This is a genomic window from Kitasatospora sp. NPDC088351 (assembly GCF_040685575.1).
GTDB lineage: Bacteria > Actinomycetota > Actinomycetes > Streptomycetales > Streptomycetaceae > Kitasatospora.
The window spans coordinates 66624-85663 of the sequence record NZ_JBFBIL010000008.1; the positions used below are offsets into that span (position 1 = coordinate 66624).

20 protein-coding genes are annotated in these 19040 nt (G+C 74.7%); 6 read left to right on the forward strand and 14 right to left on the reverse strand.

All coding sequences use genetic code 11. The features are described 5' to 3' along the window. The first annotated feature begins 112 nt into the window (after positions 1-112). Positions 113-967, forward strand: a complete 855-nt coding sequence (locus tag AB0P06_RS08765) for a DNA ligase (protein WP_363606321.1) — start codon at positions 113-115, stop codon at positions 965-967. Positions 968-973: 6 nt separating this feature from the next. Here the strand turns inward: AB0P06_RS08765 and AB0P06_RS08770 are convergent, their stop codons facing one another. The 10 genes from AB0P06_RS08770 to AB0P06_RS08815 form a co-directional block, all read right to left on the reverse strand. Beyond that, positions 974-1552 (reverse strand): type 1 glutamine amidotransferase domain-containing protein, encoded by a 579-nt coding sequence (locus tag AB0P06_RS08770; RefSeq protein ID WP_363606153.1) that lies wholly within the window; start codon positions 1550-1552, stop codon positions 974-976. Between the two features lie 6 nt (positions 1553-1558). After that, positions 1559-1882 (reverse strand): PRC-barrel domain containing protein, encoded by a 324-nt coding sequence (locus tag AB0P06_RS08775; RefSeq protein WP_363606154.1) that lies wholly within the window; start codon positions 1880-1882, stop codon positions 1559-1561. Beyond that, positions 1882-2304 (reverse strand): hypothetical protein, encoded by a 423-nt coding sequence (locus tag AB0P06_RS08780; RefSeq protein ID WP_363606155.1) that lies wholly within the window; start codon positions 2302-2304, stop codon positions 1882-1884. Before AB0P06_RS08780 ends, AB0P06_RS08775 begins: the two co-directional genes overlap by 1 nt. Positions 2305-2370: 66 nt before the next feature. After that, entirely contained in the window at positions 2371-2817 is a 447-nt protein-coding gene (locus AB0P06_RS08785) for a hypothetical protein (RefSeq protein ID WP_363606157.1), read from the reverse strand. A gap of 137 nt (positions 2818-2954) precedes the next feature. Then, positions 2955-3569, reverse strand: coding sequence for a GNAT family N-acetyltransferase (locus AB0P06_RS08790; protein ID WP_363606160.1), 615 nt, complete (start codon positions 3567-3569; stop codon positions 2955-2957). A gap of 140 nt (positions 3570-3709) precedes the next feature. Continuing rightward, a complete protein-coding gene (locus AB0P06_RS08795) occupies positions 3710-4366 on the reverse strand; it encodes a TNT domain-containing protein (protein WP_363606162.1) in 657 nt (218 codons plus the stop codon). A 251-nt stretch (positions 4367-4617) separates the two neighbouring features. After that, positions 4618-5937: a geranylgeranyl reductase family protein gene (locus tag AB0P06_RS08800; RefSeq protein ID WP_363606163.1), complete on the reverse strand. Its 1320-nt coding sequence runs from the start codon at positions 5935-5937 to the stop codon at positions 4618-4620. A gap of 189 nt (positions 5938-6126) precedes the next feature. Then, complete coding sequence (locus AB0P06_RS08805; protein WP_363606164.1) at positions 6127-7227, reverse strand: ionic transporter y4hA; 1101 nt, start codon at positions 7225-7227, stop codon at positions 6127-6129. Between the two features lie 199 nt (positions 7228-7426). Continuing rightward, entirely contained in the window at positions 7427-8920 is a 1494-nt protein-coding gene (locus AB0P06_RS08810; protein ID WP_363606165.1) for a serine/threonine-protein kinase, read from the reverse strand. 4 nt (positions 8921-8924) lie between these two features. After that, the gene (locus AB0P06_RS08815) at positions 8925-9689 is read right to left on the reverse strand and encodes a serine/threonine protein kinase (protein WP_363606166.1); all 765 of its coding nucleotides are present in this window, start codon (positions 9687-9689) and stop codon (positions 8925-8927) included. A 325-nt stretch (positions 9690-10014) separates the two neighbouring features. Here AB0P06_RS08815 and AB0P06_RS08820 point away from each other — a divergent pair, with 325 nt between their 5' ends. Then, positions 10015-10428, forward strand: a complete 414-nt coding sequence (locus tag AB0P06_RS08820; RefSeq protein ID WP_363606167.1) for a hypothetical protein — start codon at positions 10015-10017, stop codon at positions 10426-10428. Between the two features lie 239 nt (positions 10429-10667). Here the strand turns inward: AB0P06_RS08820 and AB0P06_RS08825 are convergent, their stop codons facing one another. The 4 genes from AB0P06_RS08825 to AB0P06_RS08840 form a co-directional block, all read right to left on the reverse strand. Further along, the gene (locus AB0P06_RS08825; protein ID WP_363606168.1) at positions 10668-11819 is read right to left on the reverse strand and encodes a pyridoxal phosphate-dependent aminotransferase; all 1152 of its coding nucleotides are present in this window, start codon (positions 11817-11819) and stop codon (positions 10668-10670) included. Continuing rightward, positions 11816-12475 carry a PAS domain-containing protein gene (locus AB0P06_RS08830; protein WP_363606170.1) on the reverse strand — a complete coding sequence of 220 codons (660 nt, stop codon included), beginning with the start codon at positions 12473-12475 and terminating at the stop codon, positions 11816-11818. The genes AB0P06_RS08825 and AB0P06_RS08830 overlap by 4 nt, the downstream gene beginning before the upstream one ends. 98 nt (positions 12476-12573) lie before the next feature. Then, positions 12574-13014: a hypothetical protein gene (locus AB0P06_RS08835; RefSeq protein ID WP_363606172.1), complete on the reverse strand. Its 441-nt coding sequence runs from the start codon at positions 13012-13014 to the stop codon at positions 12574-12576. Positions 13015-13028: 14 nt separating this feature from the next. Beyond that, on the reverse strand, positions 13029-14798 hold the full coding sequence (locus AB0P06_RS08840) for a hypothetical protein (RefSeq protein WP_363606173.1): 1770 nt from the start codon (positions 14796-14798) through the stop codon (positions 13029-13031). Between the two features lie 176 nt (positions 14799-14974). Between AB0P06_RS08840 and AB0P06_RS08845 the strand changes: the two genes are divergently transcribed. The 4 genes from AB0P06_RS08845 to AB0P06_RS08860 all read left to right on the forward strand — a co-directional run bounded on the left by AB0P06_RS08845 (position 14975) and on the right by AB0P06_RS08860 (position 19036). Continuing rightward, a complete protein-coding gene (locus AB0P06_RS08845) occupies positions 14975-15421 on the forward strand; it encodes an Rrf2 family transcriptional regulator (RefSeq protein WP_363606175.1) in 447 nt (148 codons plus the stop codon). 105 nt (positions 15422-15526) lie between these two features. Continuing rightward, positions 15527-16735, forward strand: a complete 1209-nt coding sequence (locus AB0P06_RS08850; RefSeq protein ID WP_363606176.1) for a globin domain-containing protein — start codon at positions 15527-15529, stop codon at positions 16733-16735. A 94-nt stretch (positions 16736-16829) separates the two neighbouring features. Then, positions 16830-17591, forward strand: a complete 762-nt coding sequence (locus AB0P06_RS08855) for a (Fe-S)-binding protein (protein WP_363606177.1) — start codon at positions 16830-16832, stop codon at positions 17589-17591. After that, a complete protein-coding gene (locus AB0P06_RS08860; protein ID WP_363606178.1) occupies positions 17588-19036 on the forward strand; it encodes a lactate utilization protein B in 1449 nt (482 codons plus the stop codon). Before AB0P06_RS08855 ends, AB0P06_RS08860 begins: the two co-directional genes overlap by 4 nt. Positions 19037-19040: the final 4 nt, after the last annotated feature.

The following is a 19040-nucleotide window of genomic DNA, read 5'->3' on the forward strand; positions in this document are numbered from 1 at the left end:
TCCCCCTGCCCTGGCTCCCCCTGCTGGCACGGCCCCCACTGCCCCGGCGGCCGCCGGGGCTCGCGCCGCCCGGCCCGCCGGTCCCGTCGTCCTGGAGCCGCCGGTGGAGGTGATGCGCCCGGCCGCCGTGCCGGCCGTCCCGCCGCAGGACGGGCTGGGCGGCGGGGGTGTGCTGTACGAGCTCAAGCTGGACGGCTTCCGCTGTGTGGCCTTCGCGCGCGGCCGGCGCCCGCCGTACCTCCAGTCCCGCTCCGGGCGGGATCTCGCGCCCGACTTCCCCTCGATCGCCGCCGCCGTCGCCCGGCTGCCCGCCGGGCTGGTGCTGGACGCGGAGCTGGTCGCCTGGCACGACGGCCGGTTCGCCTTCGAGGAACTGCTCCGCACCCGGCAGGACCGGACGGCCGGCGACGTGGCCCTCGGCCTGATCGCCTTCGACGTCCTCGCCCTGCCCGGGCGCGACGTGCGGCGGCTGCCGCTCACCGACCGGCGCCGGCTGCTGCTCGCGGCGCTCGCCGACGTACCGCCGCCGGTCCAGCCGGTGCTGGCGACCACCGACCGGGCGGAGGCGATGAGCTGGATGGAGCGGCTGGCCGACACCGGTGTGGAGGGCCTGGTCTGCAAGGCCGCCGGCTCCGGCTACCGTGCCCGCGGCGCCGGCCGGCTCTGGGTGAAGTACCGGCGCGGTGACACCGTCGACGCGACGGTGCGCGCCGTCGTGGGAACGCCCGCCCGGCCGCTCGCGCTGGTCCTGGAACTCGACGACGGCCGGGTCCTGCTCTCCGCCCCGCGGCTGACCCCGGTGCAGGCCCACCGGGTCACGGAGGCGGCGGCCGGCCGGCTGGGCCCACCGGTGCGCGACCCGGACCACGGGAGCATCCTGCCGCTGACCGCGGCACTGCGGGCCGAGGTCACCGTCACCCCCGGGCGTCCGCCGACGGCGGCCTTCGTCCGGCTCCGGGGCGACTGAGGACGCCTAATGTCTTCGGGCCCTGCCGGCGTGCGCGAACTCGGTGACCAGGGTGTCGTTGAACACCGGGAGGTCGGCCGGCTTGCGGCTGGAGACCAGGACACCCGGGCCCGCCCGGCAGACGTGGACCTCCTCGTCCACCCACCGGGCGCCCGCGTTGACCAGATCGGTCCGGATGCTCGGCCAGGAGGTCAGCGTCCGCCCGCGCACGGCGTCCGCCTCCACCAGCGTCCACGGGCCGTGGCAGATCACCGCGACCGGCCGGCCGGACGCGCAGAAGGCGCGGACGAAGGCGACGGCGGCCGGATCCATCCGCAGGATGTCGGGGTTGGCGACCCCGCCGGGCAGGACGAGACCGTCGTAGCGGACGAGGTCCGCCTCGGCGGCGACCTCGTCCACCGGGAAGGTGTCGCCGCGGTCCAGGTGCCGGAACGCCTGGACCCGCCCGGGCTTGGTGGAGACCAGCCTCGGCGTGCCTCCGGCCTCGGCCACGGCCTGCCAGGGGGAGGTCAGTTCGACCTGCTCGACGCCTTTCGGCGCGACCAGGAAGGCGACCGTCCGGCCGGTGAGGGTGACCAGGGGCATCGGGGTTCACCCCGTGTAGTGCTCGGCCAGCGCGGAGCGGCCGCGGGCGGTCAGCTCGACGGCCGAGGGCGGCGGGGCGGAGCGGACCCGGGCGCGCGGGCAGTCGAGGTGGACCACCAGTTCCAGGTGGTCGATCCGGGACACCAGCCCGACCGGGACGAGCACCCGGGCGCCGGGCACCCAGGGCCCGGTGTCCACCAGCAGGTGGTCGGCGGCATCGCTCTCCACCCGGCCGAGCAGGCCGTCGGTCGCCTCCACCTCGTAGCCCGCCAGGCTCAGATCGGCAGCGTGATGGGAGCCCGGACGGTACTCCCACAGGTCGGTGGTCATCACGCCTCCGGTTGGTCCCAGGGACGGCGTTCGGGGGGCTCCGGGCGCTCGCCGGGCCCGGCGCTCCGGCCGTACGCGTCGTCCTCGCGCCGGTCACGGCTCGCGGTGCGACGGCGCAGCAGCACCGCCGCGGCGGCCGCGACGGCCACCGACGCCGCCCACACCACCCCGAGGGCCGTCAGCACCGGCACGGTCGGCGTCCGCACACCGATGCTGAGGCAGATCGCCGACATCACCAGGGCGGTCAGCAGCACAGCCGGCGGCACCCGGTGCGGCGCGCCGTGCAGCACGCCCCGGAAGCGGCCGGACTGCTTGGCGCCCATCGTGCTCAACCGCCGGTCCAGACGGGTGTCCTGGCGGAGGTCGCACTCGATCTCCTCGAGGAGCCGGCGTTCCCGTCCGCTCAACGCGGGTCCGTCCATCTCGGTCACCTCCGACACTTCCGGTGACGTCCTCACACCCGGGCGGTTGCCCGGTGCGGTGGTGCGTTAACCGCTCCGGCCGGCCGGTGCGGCGGGAGCCGCCGTCGGACCGAAGGCCCTGGGGCGGGCCAGCAGGCTGTCGTCCAGCACCCGGAGCAGGGCGGCGGCGTCGCGGTGCACCTCGGCCGCGCCGGCCGCCCGCAGCTCGGGACCGCCGTCACCACCGGTCTCCACCGCGACGCACGTCACCCCGGCCTGCCGCGCCGCCCGCACTTCGCGCACGCTCCCGGCCAGGTAGACGGCGTGCGACGGCGAGCCGTCCACCAGGTCGAGGGCGGCGCGAACCGGGTCGCGGCCCGGGTCGGTCACGGTCAGGGCGGGCGCCCTGGCCGGGCCCGGCCCGGTCAGCACCACCGTCCAGCCACGGGCGGCGCACTCGTGCAGCAGCTCGGCGGAACCGGGCAGCGCGTCACCCCAGTCGGTTCCGAAGAGTGCTGCCGAGATGACCGTCATGGCCCACCGTTCCCGTTCCGTCCCGCGCGGGCCCCGCTCCCGCACCACGCACCGGCGCGCCCTTCCAGGTTAGGCCCCTACCCCCGGCCCGCGCCCGGCGCGGACGCTCCCGGCACCACACCGCCCGGGCCGGGCGGTCACCGGACCGGCAGGGCGGCCGGCTCGGGGTCGGTGGCGAGCCGGGCGTGCAGGTGCTCGGCGTGGTACTCGCCGTCGCCGAAGCGGTGGGAGGCGCGCAGAATGCCCTCGGCGGGGTAGCCGCAGCGCTCGGCGACCCGGCAGGACTCCTCGTTCCCCACCGCGTGGGCGATCTCTGTCCGGCGGGTGCCGGCCGTGGTGATGCCCCAGCTGGTGACGGCCCGGGTGGCCCGGGTGGCGACGCCGCGGCCCCGGGCGCCCGGCAGCAGCCAGTAGCCGATCATCGCCAGCCCGTCCGCGCGGTCGATCCACCGCAGGGCGACATTGCCCAGCAGTTCGCCGCCGGCGGTGTCGGTGACGGCGAACGCGGCCGTGGTGCCGTTCGCCCAGCCGGTCGCCCAGCGGTCGAGGTACGCCTCGGCCCCGGCCCGGTCGGCGGCGCGGATCGGGTTCCACAGGGCTATCGCGGGATCGGCCGCCGCGGCGATCACACCGGCCACCGCACCGCCCGGGATGTCCGTCTCCCGGCTCCACGGGCGCAGCAGGAGGTCGCCCAGGTCCAGCGTGGCCGGGGCGAAGGGACGGTGGTCGGCGGTGGTTTCCACGGGGTTCATCCGTCCTTCCTACCCCGCCCCGAGCCCCCGCACCACCGGTTTTTCACCGCCCGGCGCGACACCCGCGGGGCGGTGACGGCGGCGCCCGGTGGCGGCAGGCCGTGAGGCCGTGCCGCCACCGGGCGCGGGTGCGGAGCCCGTCAGATCCGGGCGAGGTAGCCGTTGTCGACCAGCCAGAGCACGTTCAGCCTGGCCGGGCCGCCCGGCACCAGGGCGGCGTCGAGCTGGTACTGCAGGCCGTAGCCGGGCTGGCCGAACCAGGGGGCGATCGGGCCGGCGTGCACCTTGAACGGCTTCAGCACCTTGTAGTCGTGGTAGTTGCAGGTGGCCGCCGGGTTGCTGTCGAGGCTCTGCGGCGGGATCGAGCGGGTGGCGTAGGGCAGGCCCTCCGGGGCGAGGAAGGAGCCGTACTCGCTGCCGTAGCGGTCGATGTTCTGGTTCGGGTAGAGGGTGAGCTCGAACTCGATCGGCGTGCCGTCGGGCAGCGTGACGTAGCCGTTGGCCGGCGGGTAGATCCAGCCCGGGCTGCCGTTGTTGGCGGTGGGGCTGTAGTAGGTGGCGAGGAACTTGTCCTCGGAGAGGTTGCCGGTGCGCTTGTAGCCGATCAGCTCGCGGCCGACCGGGCCGGTGGTCGGCAGGTCCTCGGGGCCGAGGCGCGGGTCGCCGTGGTGGTCGGCGGCCGAGCACTCGTTGGACGGGGTGGCGCCGGCCGCGGCAGCGGACGCCGGGACGCCCGGGGCGAGGAGGGCGACGACCGCGGCGAGCGGCGCGACGAGCAGGCGAAGGCGAAGGCGCACGATGTCTCCGTCGTAAAGGCGTCATAGTGACGTCGTATCAGCGTGGGAGCGGATCGAAGGACGGCTGGTCACCCTCCGTGTCCGAGCTGACACCTAGGCAATCGGATCAGATGATCCTTCGTCAATACGACTGATCCATATGGCTGTCGAATTCTCCGATTTCGGCCAACCGGCGTGCGGGACTGCATCAGGGCGTGGAAACTGAAAGGTCGCACGCGGGGCGCGCGCCCCGTTCGAACGCAAGTCCGCCGTCACCGACTGCTGGGCGCGATCCTGCCGAGCGCGTGCAGCAGCCGGTCGAGGGCGTCCCTGGAGTTGGGCTCGGTCAGGTTGACCATCAGCCGGAAGGCCACCTTCAGCAGGGCCGGGTGGCCGAGGCCGAGCGCACCGGCCGCGCCGAGCAGCCGGGGGCGGCCCAGCACGTCGGCGACGACCCGGCCGAGCGCGAAGTAGCCGTCGTAGGCGGAGCGCAGGGCCTGCGGGTAGGCGCGCAGGGCGAGTTCACGGCCGCGGTCGGTGCGCCGGGCCAGCGCCTGGACGATCGTCTCGGCGGCGTAGCGGCCGGACTCCATCGCGTACGCGATGCCCTCGCCGGTCGCCGGGCTGACCGTGCCGCCCGCGTCGCCGACCAGCAACAGGCCTTCGGCGTAGTGGGGTTGGCGGTTGAGGCCCATCGGGAGGGCGGAGCCGCGGACGGGCTCGGTGACGCCGTCGGGGGTGTAGCCGTACTCGGGGGGCAGCTCGGCGCACCAGCGCCGGAGCAGGTCCCGCCAGTCCAGCTCGCGGGCCACGGCGCCCGTGTCCAGCACGCCCAGGCCGACGTTGGCGGTACCGTCGCCCATCCCGAACACCCAGGCGTAGCCGGGCAGCAGGCGGCGGGCCGGGTCCCTGGGGTCGCGCAGGTCCAGCCAGGCCTCCAGGTAACGGTCCTCGTGCCGGGGGGTGGTGAAGTACGTCCGGTAGGCGACGCCCATCGCCCGGTCGGTGCGGCGGTAGCGCTTCATCGCGAGCGACAGCCGGGTCGAGTTGCCGTCGGCGGCGACCACCAGGGGCGCGTGGTAGGAGACGGGCCGCCGCTCCTCGCCGAGGCGGGCCGTCACCCCGATGATCCGGCCGGTCCGCTCGTCCAGCAACGGGCCCGCCACGGAGGCCCGTTCGATCAGCCGGGCGCCGGCCGAGGCGGCGCGGCGGGCGAGCAGTTCGTCGAAGTCGGCCCGCCGCCGGACCAGTCCGTGCCCCGGGAAGGCCGACAGCTCCGGCCAGTCCAGCTCCAGCCGGCGCCGCCCGGAGACCAGGCGCAGCCCGCGGTTGTGCAGCCAGCCGGCCTCCTCGGAGACGTCGATGCCGAGATCGGTCAACTGCTTGACGACGCGCGGCGTCAGACCGTCCCCGCAGACCTTCTCGCGGGGGAAGGCCGACTTCTCCAGCAGCAGCACGTCGAGCCCGGTCCGGGCCAGGTGGTACGCGGTGGTGGAGCCCGCCGGGCCCGCGCCGACCACGATCACGTCCGCGCCGTCCTCCGCGCGGCCGACGCCGCCGTTACCGGACAACTGCTGCTCTGGGCCGGGCATCGCGCACTCCCACGGGTCTGGTCGGCTGTGGACTCAGCGGTCTCAGACGATAGGGACAGCGACGGCCGTGCCGCGCCCCGACACGCTGACCCGCCCCGAGGACCGGTCATTACCGGCCACCGGGGCGCAGGGGGTGGTGCGGTAGGCGGCGCACGCGGCGGCGTGGGAGCCACAGGAGGCGCGCGCGGCTCAGGGGTTGACCGCGAGCACCACGTACGCCGCCAGCACCGCCAGGTGCACCCCGCCCTGGAGCGGGGTGGCGCGGTTCGGGATGATGGTCAGCGTGCCCACCGCGACGGTGAGCGTGAGCAGCACCAGGTGCGCCGGGCCGAGGCCCAGCACCAGTGGTCCGGGGAGCCAGGCGGAGGCCACCGCGACCGCGGGGATGGTCAGCCCGATGCTCGCCAGCGCCGAACCGAGCGCCAGGTTGAGGCTGGTCTGCACCCGGTTGCGCAGGGCCGCGCGCAGCGCCGCGATGGTCTCCGGCAGCAGCACCAGCAGGGCGATCACCACACCGACCACCGAGGACGGCAGCCCGGCCGAGTAGACGGCGGACTCGATGGTCGGCGAGACGCCCTTGGCCAGGCCGACCACCGCGACCAGCCCGAGCGCCAGCAGCAGCAGGCTGATCGCCGCCGCCCGGGCGGTCGGCGGGTCGGCGTGGTCCTCCTCGTCGAGGACCGCGCCCTCGGCGCTGACGGGCAGGAAGTAGTCCCGGTGCCGGACCGTCAGGGTGGCGACGAACAGCCCGTACAGCACCAGCGAGGCGGTCGCCGCGAACACCAGCTGGGTGGAGGAGAACTGCGGGCCCGGCGAGCTGGTGGTGAAGGTCGGCAGCACCAGGCTGAGCGTGGCGAGGGTGCCGATGCCGGCGAGCGCCGCGCCGGTGCCCTCGGCGTTGAACACCGCGACCCGGTACTTGACGGCGGCGACCAGGAGGGAGAGGCCGAGGATGCCGTTGCAGGTGATCATCACGGCGGCGAACACGGTGTCCCTGGCCAGGGTGGCGGCCTTGTCGCCGCCGTCGGCCATCAGCGTGACGATCAGCGCCACCTCGATGACCGTCACGGCGACCGCCAGCACCAGGGAGCCGAACGGCTCCCCCACCCGGTGGGCGATCACCTCGGCGTGGTGCACGGCGGCGAGCACGGCGCCGGCGAGGAAGCAGGCCACCACGCCGACCACCCATCCGGGCAGGTCGCGGTGCCAGGTCAGGACGAGGGCGACGAAGGAGAGCACCGGAACGACGACGGTCCATTGCGCGGTGACTGCACGGAGCTTCGTGATCATGCGGCCGAGCATCCCAGACCGGACCCCCCGTCGCCGGGCAACGGCGCCGTGGCGGCCCGGCCGGTGTCGGGCCGCCACGGGGTCACGGCAGGGGCGCGCGGAGACACGCGGGGCCGCGCAAAGAGCCGCACGGGGCCGCGCAGAGGGCCGTGCTGAGCCGCCGTCGGGGCCCGTGGCACGGCCCGGCCGCCCGGGCCGCTCAGCCGCCGTACTCGGCGAGGTACGCCAGCACCTTCGTCACATGCGCCTTCACCCGGTCGGGTACGCCGCCCGCGTCGGCCACGGTCTTGTCGCTGGTCCGGTAGGCCGCCGTGACCAGGGCGGGCAGGTCGGTGGTGAAGCCCCGGCGCTTTATCTGCTGGTCCAGCCAGCAGACGTAGTTGCCCATCGAGGCGATCGCGTCGGCCGGGTCCATGTAGTCCTTGACGCCGTCGTGGTCGCCGTCCTGCGCCCAGGCGTTGAACACCGCGGGCGTCCACATCGCGATGCCGTACTCGTTGGTCCCGGGGCGGGCGGCCTTCGGGTCGAAGCCGCTCTCCCCCTTGATCATCGCGGCCAGCAGGACCGGGGTGATCTCGGGCTCGGGGCAGCGCCGGGCGGCGTCCCCGATCGGGCCGCGGAGCGCCTCGGGGACGTCGGAGCCGGCCGGGATCGCGCCGCGCGGCGGGGGCGGCGGCGCGCGGAGGTCCGGTGCGGCCGGCTCGGGGGCGCCGGTGAGGGCCAGGACGGCGGCGGCGGAGAGCAGGCCCGCCCCGGTTCGCAGGCCGGGCCGGCGGCGCGCGGCCGGCGGGCGGGTCTGCGGACCGGCGAGCAGGGCGGCGAGGTCGACCCGCGCCCGTGCCGCCCGGTCGGGGGTGAGGCAGGCGGTGACGGCCGCCCGCCACGGCTCGCGCAACGTCTCGTCCAGCCGCAGCGGCGCCGCGCCGCGCGCGTACGCCTGGGCGGCGAGCGAGCGGGCCCGGGCGGTGGCGCCGAGGAAGGGGTGCAGGCCGCCGGTGAGCAGTTGGTGGGCGATGACCCCGAAGGCCCAGATGTCGGCGCTCGGGCGCAGCGCGACACCGCGGGCGCCGGTGCGCTGGGACCACCACTCGGGTGGCACGTGGTCGGGCGAGCCGAGTGGCGGGGCGTAGGCGTGGGTGCCCTCCAGTTCGGCGGTGAGGCCGAAGTCGGCGAGCTTGGCGGTGCCGTCGGGCATCAGCAGGATGTTGGCGGGTTTGAGGTCGCCGTGCACCCAGCCTGCGGTGTGCATATGGGTGAGGCCGGCGCAGACGTCGGCGAGGACGCGCTCGGCGCCGGGGACGGGCAGGCCCGGGCGGGCGGTGGCGAGGACGTCCTGGAGGCTGTGGGCGGCGCGTTCCATCACCAGGGCGACGGCCCCGTCGAGGCCGGGGTGCGCGGGGTCGTCGATGGTGACCACGGCGAGGGTGCGGATCAGGTTGGGGTGGTCGGCGCGGCGGCTGAAGCTCATCTCGCTGCGGGCTATCTGCGCCATGGTCCGGCGCTGGCCCGGGCTGAGCCGGGCGGGGCGGAGGAACTTGACGGCGGCGTCGGGGCGGCCGCCCGGCGCGCGGGCGGCGTGGACGCTGCCCCAGGCGCCCGCGCCGATGAGTTCGCCGGTGCGGTAGCCGGCCACGGGGTAGCCGGGCGGGATGCCGAACGGCGGTTCGTCGGACCGGGTGGTGGGCCTCACCACGGGGTCAGCAGCCGCGCCGGGGCGGGAGCAGCGCCAGATGCTCCTCCCGGACGAGGTCGAACTTCAGTGCCAGTGCCACGAGTTCCTCCCTTTTTCCACCGGCCCGGGCGGCCCCGGGGTCGTCCTCGGGCGCCTCGCGCAGCCGCAGTTTGGTGGCCACCAGGTAGTCGATGTGGTAGTTGACGGCGGATCGGGTCAGCCCCCGGCAGGACGGCAGGGCGCGCAGCCGGGCCACCACGTCGGTGGCGCCGGGGACGACGGCGGCGGACGGCGAGCGCAGTCGCGGCTCGCAGAGGGCGAGCAGGACGAGGAAGTACTTGGCGGTCGGGTCCAGGGCGAACGGACTGACCGTCCGCTCGCCGCCGCCGGTCCCGGACCCGGCCTCCAGGTAGGCGTGTTGCGGTGCGAACACCTTGAAGGCGGCCGGTTCGCCGAGGGCCGGCAGCAGGACCCGGGAGAACTCGAACGGCACCGGCGCGCCGATCCGCCCGGGCGCCACCTTGACGTGCTCGCCGGCGCCCTCCAGGTTCTCCACCACGTACGTCGCGGAGGTGCTGAAGTTGGAGAGCCGCCAGTAGTCCTCGGCGGCGACGACCTCCCCCGCACGGCGGGAGACGCCCTGGTCGGCGAGGGGAATGACGGCGGGCCGGCCGGGCTCGCCGCGGCCGAAGACCGCGGCCTCCCCCGGGCCCATCCGCAGCAGTTCGGGCCGGCCGCGGAGCGCGGCTCCCGGGCGGGGTTCGGGCAGTTGCACGATGACCGTGTCCACGCAGCCACCTCCATGGGTCGGGTCGACCCTAGCGGCCCGAACGGCCTCGCGCCGCTGCGCCACTCGTACGAGTGAACGCGGTGGCGGCGGGCAGGAGTTGCCGGTCGGGCAGGCGCTGCCGGGTGGACGGCGGGCTGGCGAACGGTGCTGTCACCGGCTCCCTGAACGGCGTTCGCCGGGCCGCTGAACATCACACCAATTGGTCGCTGCATGTGGTTGAACGGTCACCTTGAGTGTGATGCAACGCACATATGTCATGCCCATGATTTATGCAAGACTCATCCCACAGAGTGAGATTCCCTTACTTTCCAAGGAGGTTCATATCATGCGCGCTCAAATCGCAGCCCTGATGGTCACGGTGGCAGGGATCACGGCAGGGCTGGCCGCCCCGGCCTCGGCGGCGACGGTGACGGACGAAACCGGGGCGGTGGCCTGCACCGCCGTGGCCAACCACCCGTGCGTCTGGCAGGAGAAGGACGGCGGAGGGGGCGTCGTCGGGGTCGCGCAGGTCTCGGCGGCCGACCCCGCGCACCTGACGCTGGTTCAGGTCGAGGTGCGGACGCAGCGCACCTGGGGCGGACCCTGGGTGACCGCCGCCTCCGCGACCACCGTGCAGGCCGGGTTCGCCAAGGCCGTCACGCCGCGGGTGGTCACCAGCGACCTCACCATCGTCTGCGCGACCGGCGGCCCGCTGCTGGACGTGACCCAGCGCGTCACCACCTGTACCAACCCCTTCTGATCCCCCCTCGGTCCAACGGGGATCCACCACGAGCCGGGGCCACGCGCCCCCTCTCCAGGGCCGGTCGCCGGGTCCGCAACCGGCGGCCGGCCCGCCCCTCGTGACACCGCCGACCGGGCCGACCACCCCTCCCCCGGCACCCTCAGCCGCCACTCGGGAAGTTCACGGCACGCGCTCAGGCCGAGGCCGCGCCAACCATGCGCCGAGCTCCTCCCCGAACCCGCCCGGCGTGTGCGACTCTATTTTTCCTGAACGGCCTTCTGGCGGTCCCGCAGCCAGCGGGCGAAGGCGTCCAGGGCCGGCACCGGGTCCCGGCGGCCGATGCCGATCCGGAACCGGTCGGCGGGCGTGGGGGTGAGCTCGGAGCGGTAGATGCTCGCCGGCAGCAGCAGGACGCCGGCCTGCTCGACCAGCGTGGTGCAGAACGCCTCGACACCGTCCGCACCCAGGTAGCGGGGGTAGGCGACACAGCCGCCGTCCGGCGCCCGCCAGTCGAAGAGCTCGGCGAACTCGGTGAAGAACTGGTCGAAGACCGGCAGGTTGGCGTCGATGATCGCGCGGTTGCGGGCCAGGATCTGCTCGCGGGCGTTGATGGCGATCCGGGCCAGGATCTCGCTGGGGGCGGAGTTGCAGATCGTGGTGTAGTGCTTGGCGCGCTCCAGCCGGGAGCGCAACTCCCGGTCGCGGCAGGCGATCCAGCCGATCCGCAGACCGGGCAGGCCGAGCGACTTGGAGGTGACGTTGAGCGAGAGGGCGCGCTCGGAGAGGTCGGCGGCCTGGGCCGGCGCGCGGGCGGGGTCGCGCTCCAGGCCGCGGTAGACCTCGTCGCTGAAGAGGCGGATGCCGCGTTCGTCGCAGAGTTCGGCGAGCCGGGCGAAGTCGGCCGCGTCGATGATCTTCCCGGTGGGGTTGTTGGGGAAGTTGACCGAGACGACCCGGGTGTTGGGGCGCAGCGCGGCGGTGAGCCGGTCGAGGTCGAGCGCCCAGTCCCGGTCGGCGTCCAGGGGGACGCCGGTGACCTCGCAGAGCGAGAGCGGAATGGTCTCGGCGGACTGGTAGTTGGGGGTCACCACCACGGCGTGGTCGCCGGGGCCGAGCAGCACCTGCATGGCGAGGTTGAGCGCCTCCTGCGCGCCGCCGAAGCAGATCACGTCGTCGGCGTCCACCAGGCTGTACATGCCCGCGATCGCCTCCCGCAGGGCCGGGTCGCCGAAGGTCTCGGTGTAGCCGAGGGCGAGGGTGTCCCAGGCGTGCCGGTCCTCGGGGCCCGCCAGAGCGAGCAGTTCGGACATCGCCATGGTCTGGGCGTCCGAGGCGGTGAGGTGGTGGCGGGCGGTGAACTCCCAGCGGGAGAAGTAGGTCTCCAGGCGGAAGTCGGGGAGCTTGGTCATCTCTCGGTCCTCTGGTGTGCCGGTGGTGCGGGCTCGGCCCTGAGCTCGGCGAGCAGGGTGTAGACGGTGGAGCGCGAGACCTTGAGCGCGGTGGCGACGGCCGGGACGGCGCGGCGGACCGCGAACACCCCGGCCCGGTCGAGTTCGCGCAGCACGGCGAGCCGGTCGTCGCGGCCGAGCCGCTCCGGTGGGCGGCCGTGGGCGCGGACGTAGCCGCCGATGACGTCGTTCATCCGCTCGGTCCAGTCGCGCTCGAAGAGCGGTTCGGGCCGGGGGGCGGTGGGTGCGGCGAAGCCGGCCAGCAGGGCGGCGGCGTGGTCGAGCGGGCCTCGGTCGAGGTTGACGCAGAGCACCGCCGAGGGCCGTCCGTCGGCGTCGCGCAGCACGGCGCTGACCGAGGAGAGCCGCCGCCCGTCGGGCAGCAGTTTCTCGTACGGCCCGTAGACGTCGGGCGCGGCCGGGTCCAGTGCGTCCAGTTCGCCGAGCAGCGACGGGTCGCCGGGGGCGCGGTCGGTCATCGGGTTCCAGATGGCGAGCACCCGGTCGCGGACGGCGTCGTGCAGCACCACCTCGGTGTACGGCCCGAGGAGCAGCGCCACCGCCTGGCAGACGGGCGACCAGGTCCGGACGCGGGGGTCGGTGGTCTCTTCGGTCACCTCTGGACTGTACGTCCGGGCTGGACATTCCGTCCAGAGGCGCCCGCCCCGGCCTCGCGATGGCGGGGCCGGGGCGGGCGCGGGGCGTCCGGGGGTGCTCAGCCCTGGGCGACGAGCGCCGCGAAGGCGCTCTCCAGCCCGGCCACCGCCGCCGCCAGCAGGGCGACCGTCCTGAGCGCGTCCACGACGGCGCCCACCCGGCGCCGGAGCCTGCTCTCCCGGGGCTGTTCCAGGGCCGCCTCCTCCAGGATCTCGGCCAGGGCCGCATCCGCGTCGGCCGCGCCCTCCTCCGGCACCGCGCCCGGCCGCTCGTCCCGCAGCCGGGCGAGCGCGGCCCGCAACGACCGCGCCGCGGTGAGCAGCCCCTCCGGACCGGCCGGGCCGCCCGCGGGAGCGCCGGCCCCGGCGCCGATCCAGACGGTGGCGCCCCGGCCGCCGGCGACGGGCCCGTACACCGTGCTGCCGCCGGTCACCACGACGCCGCTGTTCGCGCCGGCGCCGGGCGCCGACCCGCCCGGCTCTTCCCGACTGTCCGTCACTTCACTTCCCCGTCTCAGCTCTTCGGGACTTCGAGGTGCACCGACGACCCGGCACCGCCGGCCACCGGGCCGTTCACGGTGCTGCCGCTGACCACGACGCCGTTGTTGATGTTGGTGATGCTCTGCGACTGCTTCTCGAAGGCGGCACTGTCGTAGCCGCGCGCCCGCAGCTCCTCCCCCACCGCGCTGAAGACCCGCTGGGTGACGGTGCCCAGGAACCGCTGCACGTCGTGCGACTGGAAGATGTTCTGGTACTCGGCCGCCGAGCCCAGTTCGCGCACGCTCAGCCTCGGCGCGTAGTCGACGGCGTAGCCCGTGGAGGTGACCTGCCTGTAACGTCGCGCCAGGCTCGCGGCACGCCCGCGCGAGGACCACACCTCGCCCAACTGGCCGACCGCGACGGCGATGTCGCCACCCAGCCGGCGCGCGGCCCAGCCGAGCGCGTTGGCGGCGTCGGCGGGCCCGGAGTGCCGTCCGAGCGCGTCGATCACGTGGTACGCCGGGTCCACCGGGGGCAGGACGTACGGCAGCCATTCCAGGTGGAGCAGCCCGCCCCGGGTGGTGGCGCGCACCAGCACGGTGACCACCACCTCCTCCTGCCAGGAGCCGACCCTGATCGCCAGGTAGTGCCGCAGCCGCTCGTGGCCGGAGCGGCTCAGCAGGTCCGCCCAGGCCGGTTCGAGCAGGATCCGGTCGCCGGCGTGGGCGGACATCCGGCCGCGCCAGTGCCGGGGATCGTCGACGCGCAGGCTGGGCCGGAACACCCGGTCGGTGACCGAGAGCCCGCGCAGCGGGTCCTCCGGGTAGCGGGTGTCCTCGGCCAGCGCCCGGACCCGCGCGGCGACCGCCCGGTAGAGGGCCGAGGCGTCGATCGGCTCGGCCGGCCGCCCTTCGGCCACCCGCGCGGCCGAGGGCTGCAGTTCGAACGTCATCCGCCAGATCGGGCCCGGCAGGCCCAGGCCGACCAGCGGCGCCCGGCGGCGGTAGAGCAGTTCCGGCCCGCTCTGCTGTTCGCGCAGCCGCTGGTACAGCCAGGCGGCCCGCTTCCCGTTCGGCTGCGGGGGCGGGCCCGCCGGGCGCATCGCCGGTCCGGCGAGCCGGCGCCGGATCGCGAGGCGCAGCCCGGCCGCGATCAGCCAGAGCAGGACCAGTTCGGCGACCGCGTACCCGGCCCTGGCCACCGTGTCCGGGTCCAGCCGTCCGGCCTGGTCCCGGAGGTAGGTGAAGGCCACGGCGAGCGCGGACAGCGCCACGAGGAAGGTGAGCGTGCCGGAGAGGCCGCCCTTGGCGCGCCCGCGACCGGGGCGGCGCGGGGCGCGGGCGACGGTCAGGCGCTCCAGCGAGAGCCCGAGCCGGTGGTCCATCCGGTCCGCGCCGAACCCGCCGGCCGCGCCGAGGACCAGCGCCGCCACCGCGGCCGTGATCCCCGCCTCGGGGCCGAAGAGCGGGAACCCGGCGGCGAGGACGGCGAGGCAGGCCGCGCCGGTCCAGGCCTCCCAGCGCCGGGCGGTGAGCGCCTCGTGCAGCACCCGGACCAGGTCGGTGCCCGGGGAGGGGGCCGGAATCCGGAAGGACTGCTCGACCAGTTCCTCGATCACCTCGGCACGGAAGCCGCGGTCCAGCCAGGCCGCCGCGCAGAGGTAGCGGGTCGCGTCGCCCGGGACGGGGCCGGCCTGGTTGTGCAGGTTCTCCGGCGTCGCCGCGAGCGTCGCCCGGAGGTCGCGGGGCGGGCTGCCGGGTGGTCGCGGCGGGTAGAGCGGCGGTGGCGGCACCCTGTCGTCCATTGCGTCCCCCGAGGAGAAGACATGCCAACAAGACGGAACAGTAAAGCAGTTGGGGCGCGGCATGGACAGCTTCCGGTACCGCTTCGGCGGTAACGGTTCGGCACCGCCGGGCGGGGCGCGCCGAGCGGTGTGCAGAAAATTGGAGTCTGAGAGTCGCATTCGCTAGCCTTTCGAACGTGAGGCTGACCAAGAGCACCGACATCGCCCTCCGCATCGCCATGCGGCTGGCCGTCCTCGACGAGGGCGCCAACCCGACCACCCGCGAGGTGGCCGAGGCGGTGGGCGTGCCGTACACCCACGCCGCCAAGGTGGTCAGCCGGCTGCAGCACCTCGGTGTGGTGGAGGCGCGGCGCGGGCGCGGCGGGGGCCTGGTGCTCACCTCCGCCGGGCGGACCGGTTCGCTCGGACCGCTCCTGCGCGAGCTGGAGGGGGTCGGCGACGTGGTCGGCTGCGAGGACGAGCCACCCTGCCCGCTGCGGGCGGCCTGCCGGTTGCGCGGCGCGCTGCGCGGGGCGCAGGAGGCGTTCTTCGCGGCGCTCGACCCGCTCTGCATCGACGACCTGGTCACCGCGCCGACCGGACCGTTGCTGCTCAGCCTCTCCCGCAGACCCGATCACACCTGAACCCGGACCCGATCCCGCCCGAAGCCCCCTGAACCCGCAGACCCCGGGCCGTGCATCCGCACGCCCTAAAATACGACTCTTAGATACCAATTTGGAGCGAGCCCCATGCTGTCCGCCAAGTCCGCCGAGGTCGTCGAAGCCACCCTGCCCGTCGTGGGCGGTGCGATCGGCGACATCACGCCGCTCTTCTACGACCGGATGTTCGCGGCCCACCCGGAGCTGCTGCGCGACCTGTTCAACCGGGGCAACCAGGCCAACGGCAGCCAGCGGCAGGCGCTGGCCGGCTCGATAGCCGCGTTCGCCTCGGCCCTGATCGCCCACCCCGACCAGCGGCCGGACGCGATGCTCGCCCGGATCGCGCACAAGCACGTCTCGGTGGGCATCACCAACGACCAGTACCGGATCGTCCACGAGCACCTGTTCGCCGCCATCGTCGACGTGCTCGGCGAGGCCGTCACCCCCGAGGTCGCCGCCGCCTGGGACGAGGTCTACTGGCTGATGGCCAACGCGCTGATCGCCGTCGAGGACCGGCTGCGCGCCGAGACCGCCCTCGGCCAGGACGGCCAGGACGGCCTCTGGCGCCCGTACACGGTGGTCGCCCGCTACCAGGAGACCGACGAGGTGACGACGTACCTGGTCCGCCCGGCGGACGGCGGACCGGTGCCGCCCTCGCGCCCCGGCCAGTACGTGTCGGTGCGGACGGTGCTGGCGGACGGCGCCCGGCAGATCCGCCAGTACAGCCTCTCCGGCAGCCCGGACGGCGCCCTCCAGTTCTCGGTCAAGCGGGCCGCCGGGACCGCGGGCGCGCCGGACGGCGAGGTCTCCCACCACCTGTACGAGCACCTGCACGCCGGCACGACGATCGAGCTCACCCCGCCGCTCGGCGACGTCGCGCCGGCCGACGGCGACGGGCCGGTGCTGCTCGCCTCCGCGGGCATCGGCAACACCCCGATGACCGCGATGCTCGCCCACCTCGCCGCGACCGGCTCGACCCGGCGCGTGGTCTCCGTCCACGGCGACCGCGACCAGCTCTCGCACGCCTTCCGCGCCGACCTCGCCCAGCTCACCGCCAAGCTGCCGGACGCCACCGCCCACGTCTTCTACGAGCGGCCGCTCGGCGACTGGCCCGCCGAGCGCACCGGCCTGGTCGACCTCTCGACGGTCGCGGTCCCGGCCGGTACCACCGCCTACCTCTGCGGGCCGCTGCCCTTCCTCCGCTCGGTCCGGGCGCAGCTGCTCACGGCGGGCGTGCCGGCCGCGGACATCCACTACGAGGTGTTCGGCCCGGACCTCTGGCTCGGCCAGGACGCCTGATCCCCCGGCGTGGAAGCCGCCGCCAGGCCGGTCCGCTCGGTACGATCACGGGCGGGCCGGCCAGGCGGCCCCCGCGGACCAGTCGGGAGGACCGATGCGTGTCGCGCTCTTCGCCACCTGCGTCAACGACGCGCTGTACCCGTCCACGGCGATCGCCACCGTCCGGCTGCTGGAACGGCTCGGCGTCGACGTCGACTTCCCGCCGGAGCAGAGCTGTTGCGGGCAGCCGCAGTTCAACACCGGCTACCGGCGGGCCTGCGAGCCGCTGGTGCGGCGGACGGCCCGGGCGTTCGCCGGCTACGACCACGTGGTGACGCCGTCCGGCTCCTGCGTGGCGATGGTCCGCGACAGCTACCCCCGGATCGGCGCCAAGGCGGCCGCCGAGGGGCGCGGTACCGAACTCGCCGACATCGCGACCTCGTTGGCCCCGCGGGTGGTGGAGCTGACCGAGTTCCTGACGGACGTCCTGGGCGTCGAGGACGTCGGCGCGCACTTCCCGCACACGGTGACCTACCACCCGTCCTGCCACGGGCTGCGGATGCTGGGGCTGGGCGAGCGGCCCACCCGGCTGCTACGGGCCGTCAAGGGACTGGAGCTGGTGGAGCTGCCGGGCGCGGACGAGTGCTGCGGCTTCGGCGGCACCTTCGCGGTGAAGAACGCGGCGGTCTCGGCGGCGATGGCCGAGGACAAGCTGCGGCACGCCCTCGGCACCGGCGCCGACGTCCTCTGCGGAGCCGACAACTCCTGTCTGCTCCATCTCGGCGGGACGCTGCGCCGGCGCGGCGACGCGCTGCGCCCGCTGCACCTGGCCGAGATCCTGGCGAGCACCGAGGAGCACCCGTGGAGGCCCGCATGAACAGCGCCCGCAGCACCGCCGGAGGCACCGGTGACAGGACCTTCCTCGGCATGCCCGCCTTCCCGCAGGCCGCCGCCCGCGCCGTCCGGGACGAGCGGTTGCGCGCCAACCTGCGGCACGCCACCCACACCATCCGCGACAAACGGGCCCGCGCCGTCGCCGAACTCGCCGACTGGGCCCAGCTGCGCGCCGCGGGCAAGGCCGTCAAGGACCACACACTGCGCCATCTCGACCGCTACCTGGTCCAGTTGGAGGAGGCGGTGACGGCGGCGGGCGGCACCGTGCACTGGGCCGCCGACGCCGACGAGGCCAACCGGATCGTGACCGGGCTGGTCCGCGCGACCGGCGAGCGCGAGGTGGTCAAGGTCAAGTCGATGGCCACCCAGGAGATCGGGCTGAACGAGGCGCTGGCCGCCGCGGGCATCACCGCGTACGAGACCGATCTCGCCGAGCTGATCGTGCAGTTGGGCGACGACCGGCCCTCGCACATCCTCGTCCCGGCGATCCACCGCAACCGCTCCGAGATCCGGGAGATCTTCGCCGACCGGATGGCCGCCTGGGGCCGGCCCGCGCCCGAGGGCCTCACCGACTCCCCCGCCGAGCTGGCCGAGGCCGCCCGGCTGCACCTGCGGGAGAAGTTCCTCCGCGCCCGGGTGGCGGTCTCCGGGGCCAACTTCATGGTCGCCGAGACGGGCACGCTGGTGGTCGTGGAGTCCGAGGGCAACGGCCGGATGTGCCTCACCCTGCCGGACACGCTGATCTCGGTGGTCGGGATCGAGAAGGTGGTGCCCACCTGGCGGGACCTGGAGGTCTTCCTCCAGCTGCTGCCCCGGTCGTCCACCGCCGAGCGGATGAACCCGTACACCTCGCTGTGGACCGGCACCACGGACGGCGACGGGCCGTCCGACGTCCACCTCGTGCTGCTCGACAACGGCCGGACGGCGGCGCTCGCCGACCAGGTCGGCCGCCAGGCACTGCGCTGCATCCGCTGCTCGGCCTGCCTCAACGTCTGCCCGGTGTACGAGCGGGCCGGCGGCCACGCGTACGGCTCGGTGTACCCGGGGCCGATCGGCGCCATCCTGACGCCCCAACTGCGCGGCACCGCGAGCGAACTGGACGCCTCGCTGCCGTACGCCTCCTCGCTCTGCGGGGCCTGCTACGAGGTCTGCCCGGTGGCGATCGACATCCCCGAGGTGCTGGTGCATCTGCGCGAACGGGTCGCCGAACAGGGCGGGCACCAGCTGGAACGGGCGGCGATGACCGCCGCCGGGTACGTGCTGGACCACCCGGCGGCGCTCGCGGCGGCCGAGCGGCTGGCCTCCCGCACCCGCCGACTGCACCCGCGCCGGATGCCGGGGCCCGGCCGGGCCTGGACCGACACCCGGGATCTGCCGGAGCTGCCCGCCGAACCCTTCCGCGACTGGTGGCGGAGGAACCGCCCGTGACCGT

Bases quoted from the DNA above. Each gene is read 5' to 3' on its own strand.
- AB0P06_RS08825 (WP_363606168.1), bottom strand. From the start codon at position 11,819: ATGACCAAGCTCCCCGACTTCCGCCTGGAGACCTACTTCTCCCGCTGG.
- AB0P06_RS08765 (WP_363606321.1), top strand. From the start codon at position 113: ATGCGCCCGGCCGCCGTGCCGGCCGTCCCGCCGCAGGACGGGCTGGGC.
- AB0P06_RS08860 (WP_363606178.1), top strand. From the start codon at position 17,588: ATGAACAGCGCCCGCAGCACCGCCGGAGGCACCGGTGACAGGACCTTC.
- AB0P06_RS08770 (WP_363606153.1), bottom strand. From the start codon at position 1,552: ATGCCCCTGGTCACCCTCACCGGCCGGACGGTCGCCTTCCTGGTCGCG.
- AB0P06_RS08800 (WP_363606163.1), bottom strand. From the start codon at position 5,937: ATGCCCGGCCCAGAGCAGCAGTTGTCCGGTAACGGCGGCGTCGGCCGC.
- AB0P06_RS08820 (WP_363606167.1), top strand. From the start codon at position 10,015: ATGCGCGCTCAAATCGCAGCCCTGATGGTCACGGTGGCAGGGATCACG.
- AB0P06_RS08775 (WP_363606154.1), bottom strand. From the start codon at position 1,882: ATGACCACCGACCTGTGGGAGTACCGTCCGGGCTCCCATCACGCTGCC.
- AB0P06_RS08855 (WP_363606177.1), top strand. From the start codon at position 16,830: ATGCGTGTCGCGCTCTTCGCCACCTGCGTCAACGACGCGCTGTACCCG.
- AB0P06_RS08785 (WP_363606157.1), bottom strand. From the start codon at position 2,817: ATGACGGTCATCTCGGCAGCACTCTTCGGAACCGACTGGGGTGACGCG.
- AB0P06_RS08840 (WP_363606173.1), bottom strand. From the start codon at position 14,798: ATGGACGACAGGGTGCCGCCACCGCCGCTCTACCCGCCGCGACCACCC.
- AB0P06_RS08805 (WP_363606164.1), bottom strand. From the start codon at position 7,227: ATGATCACGAAGCTCCGTGCAGTCACCGCGCAATGGACCGTCGTCGTT.
- AB0P06_RS08780 (WP_363606155.1), bottom strand. From the start codon at position 2,304: ATGGACGGACCCGCGTTGAGCGGACGGGAACGCCGGCTCCTCGAGGAG.
- AB0P06_RS08790 (WP_363606160.1), bottom strand. From the start codon at position 3,569: ATGAACCCCGTGGAAACCACCGCCGACCACCGTCCCTTCGCCCCGGCC.
- AB0P06_RS08850 (WP_363606176.1), top strand. From the start codon at position 15,527: ATGCTGTCCGCCAAGTCCGCCGAGGTCGTCGAAGCCACCCTGCCCGTC.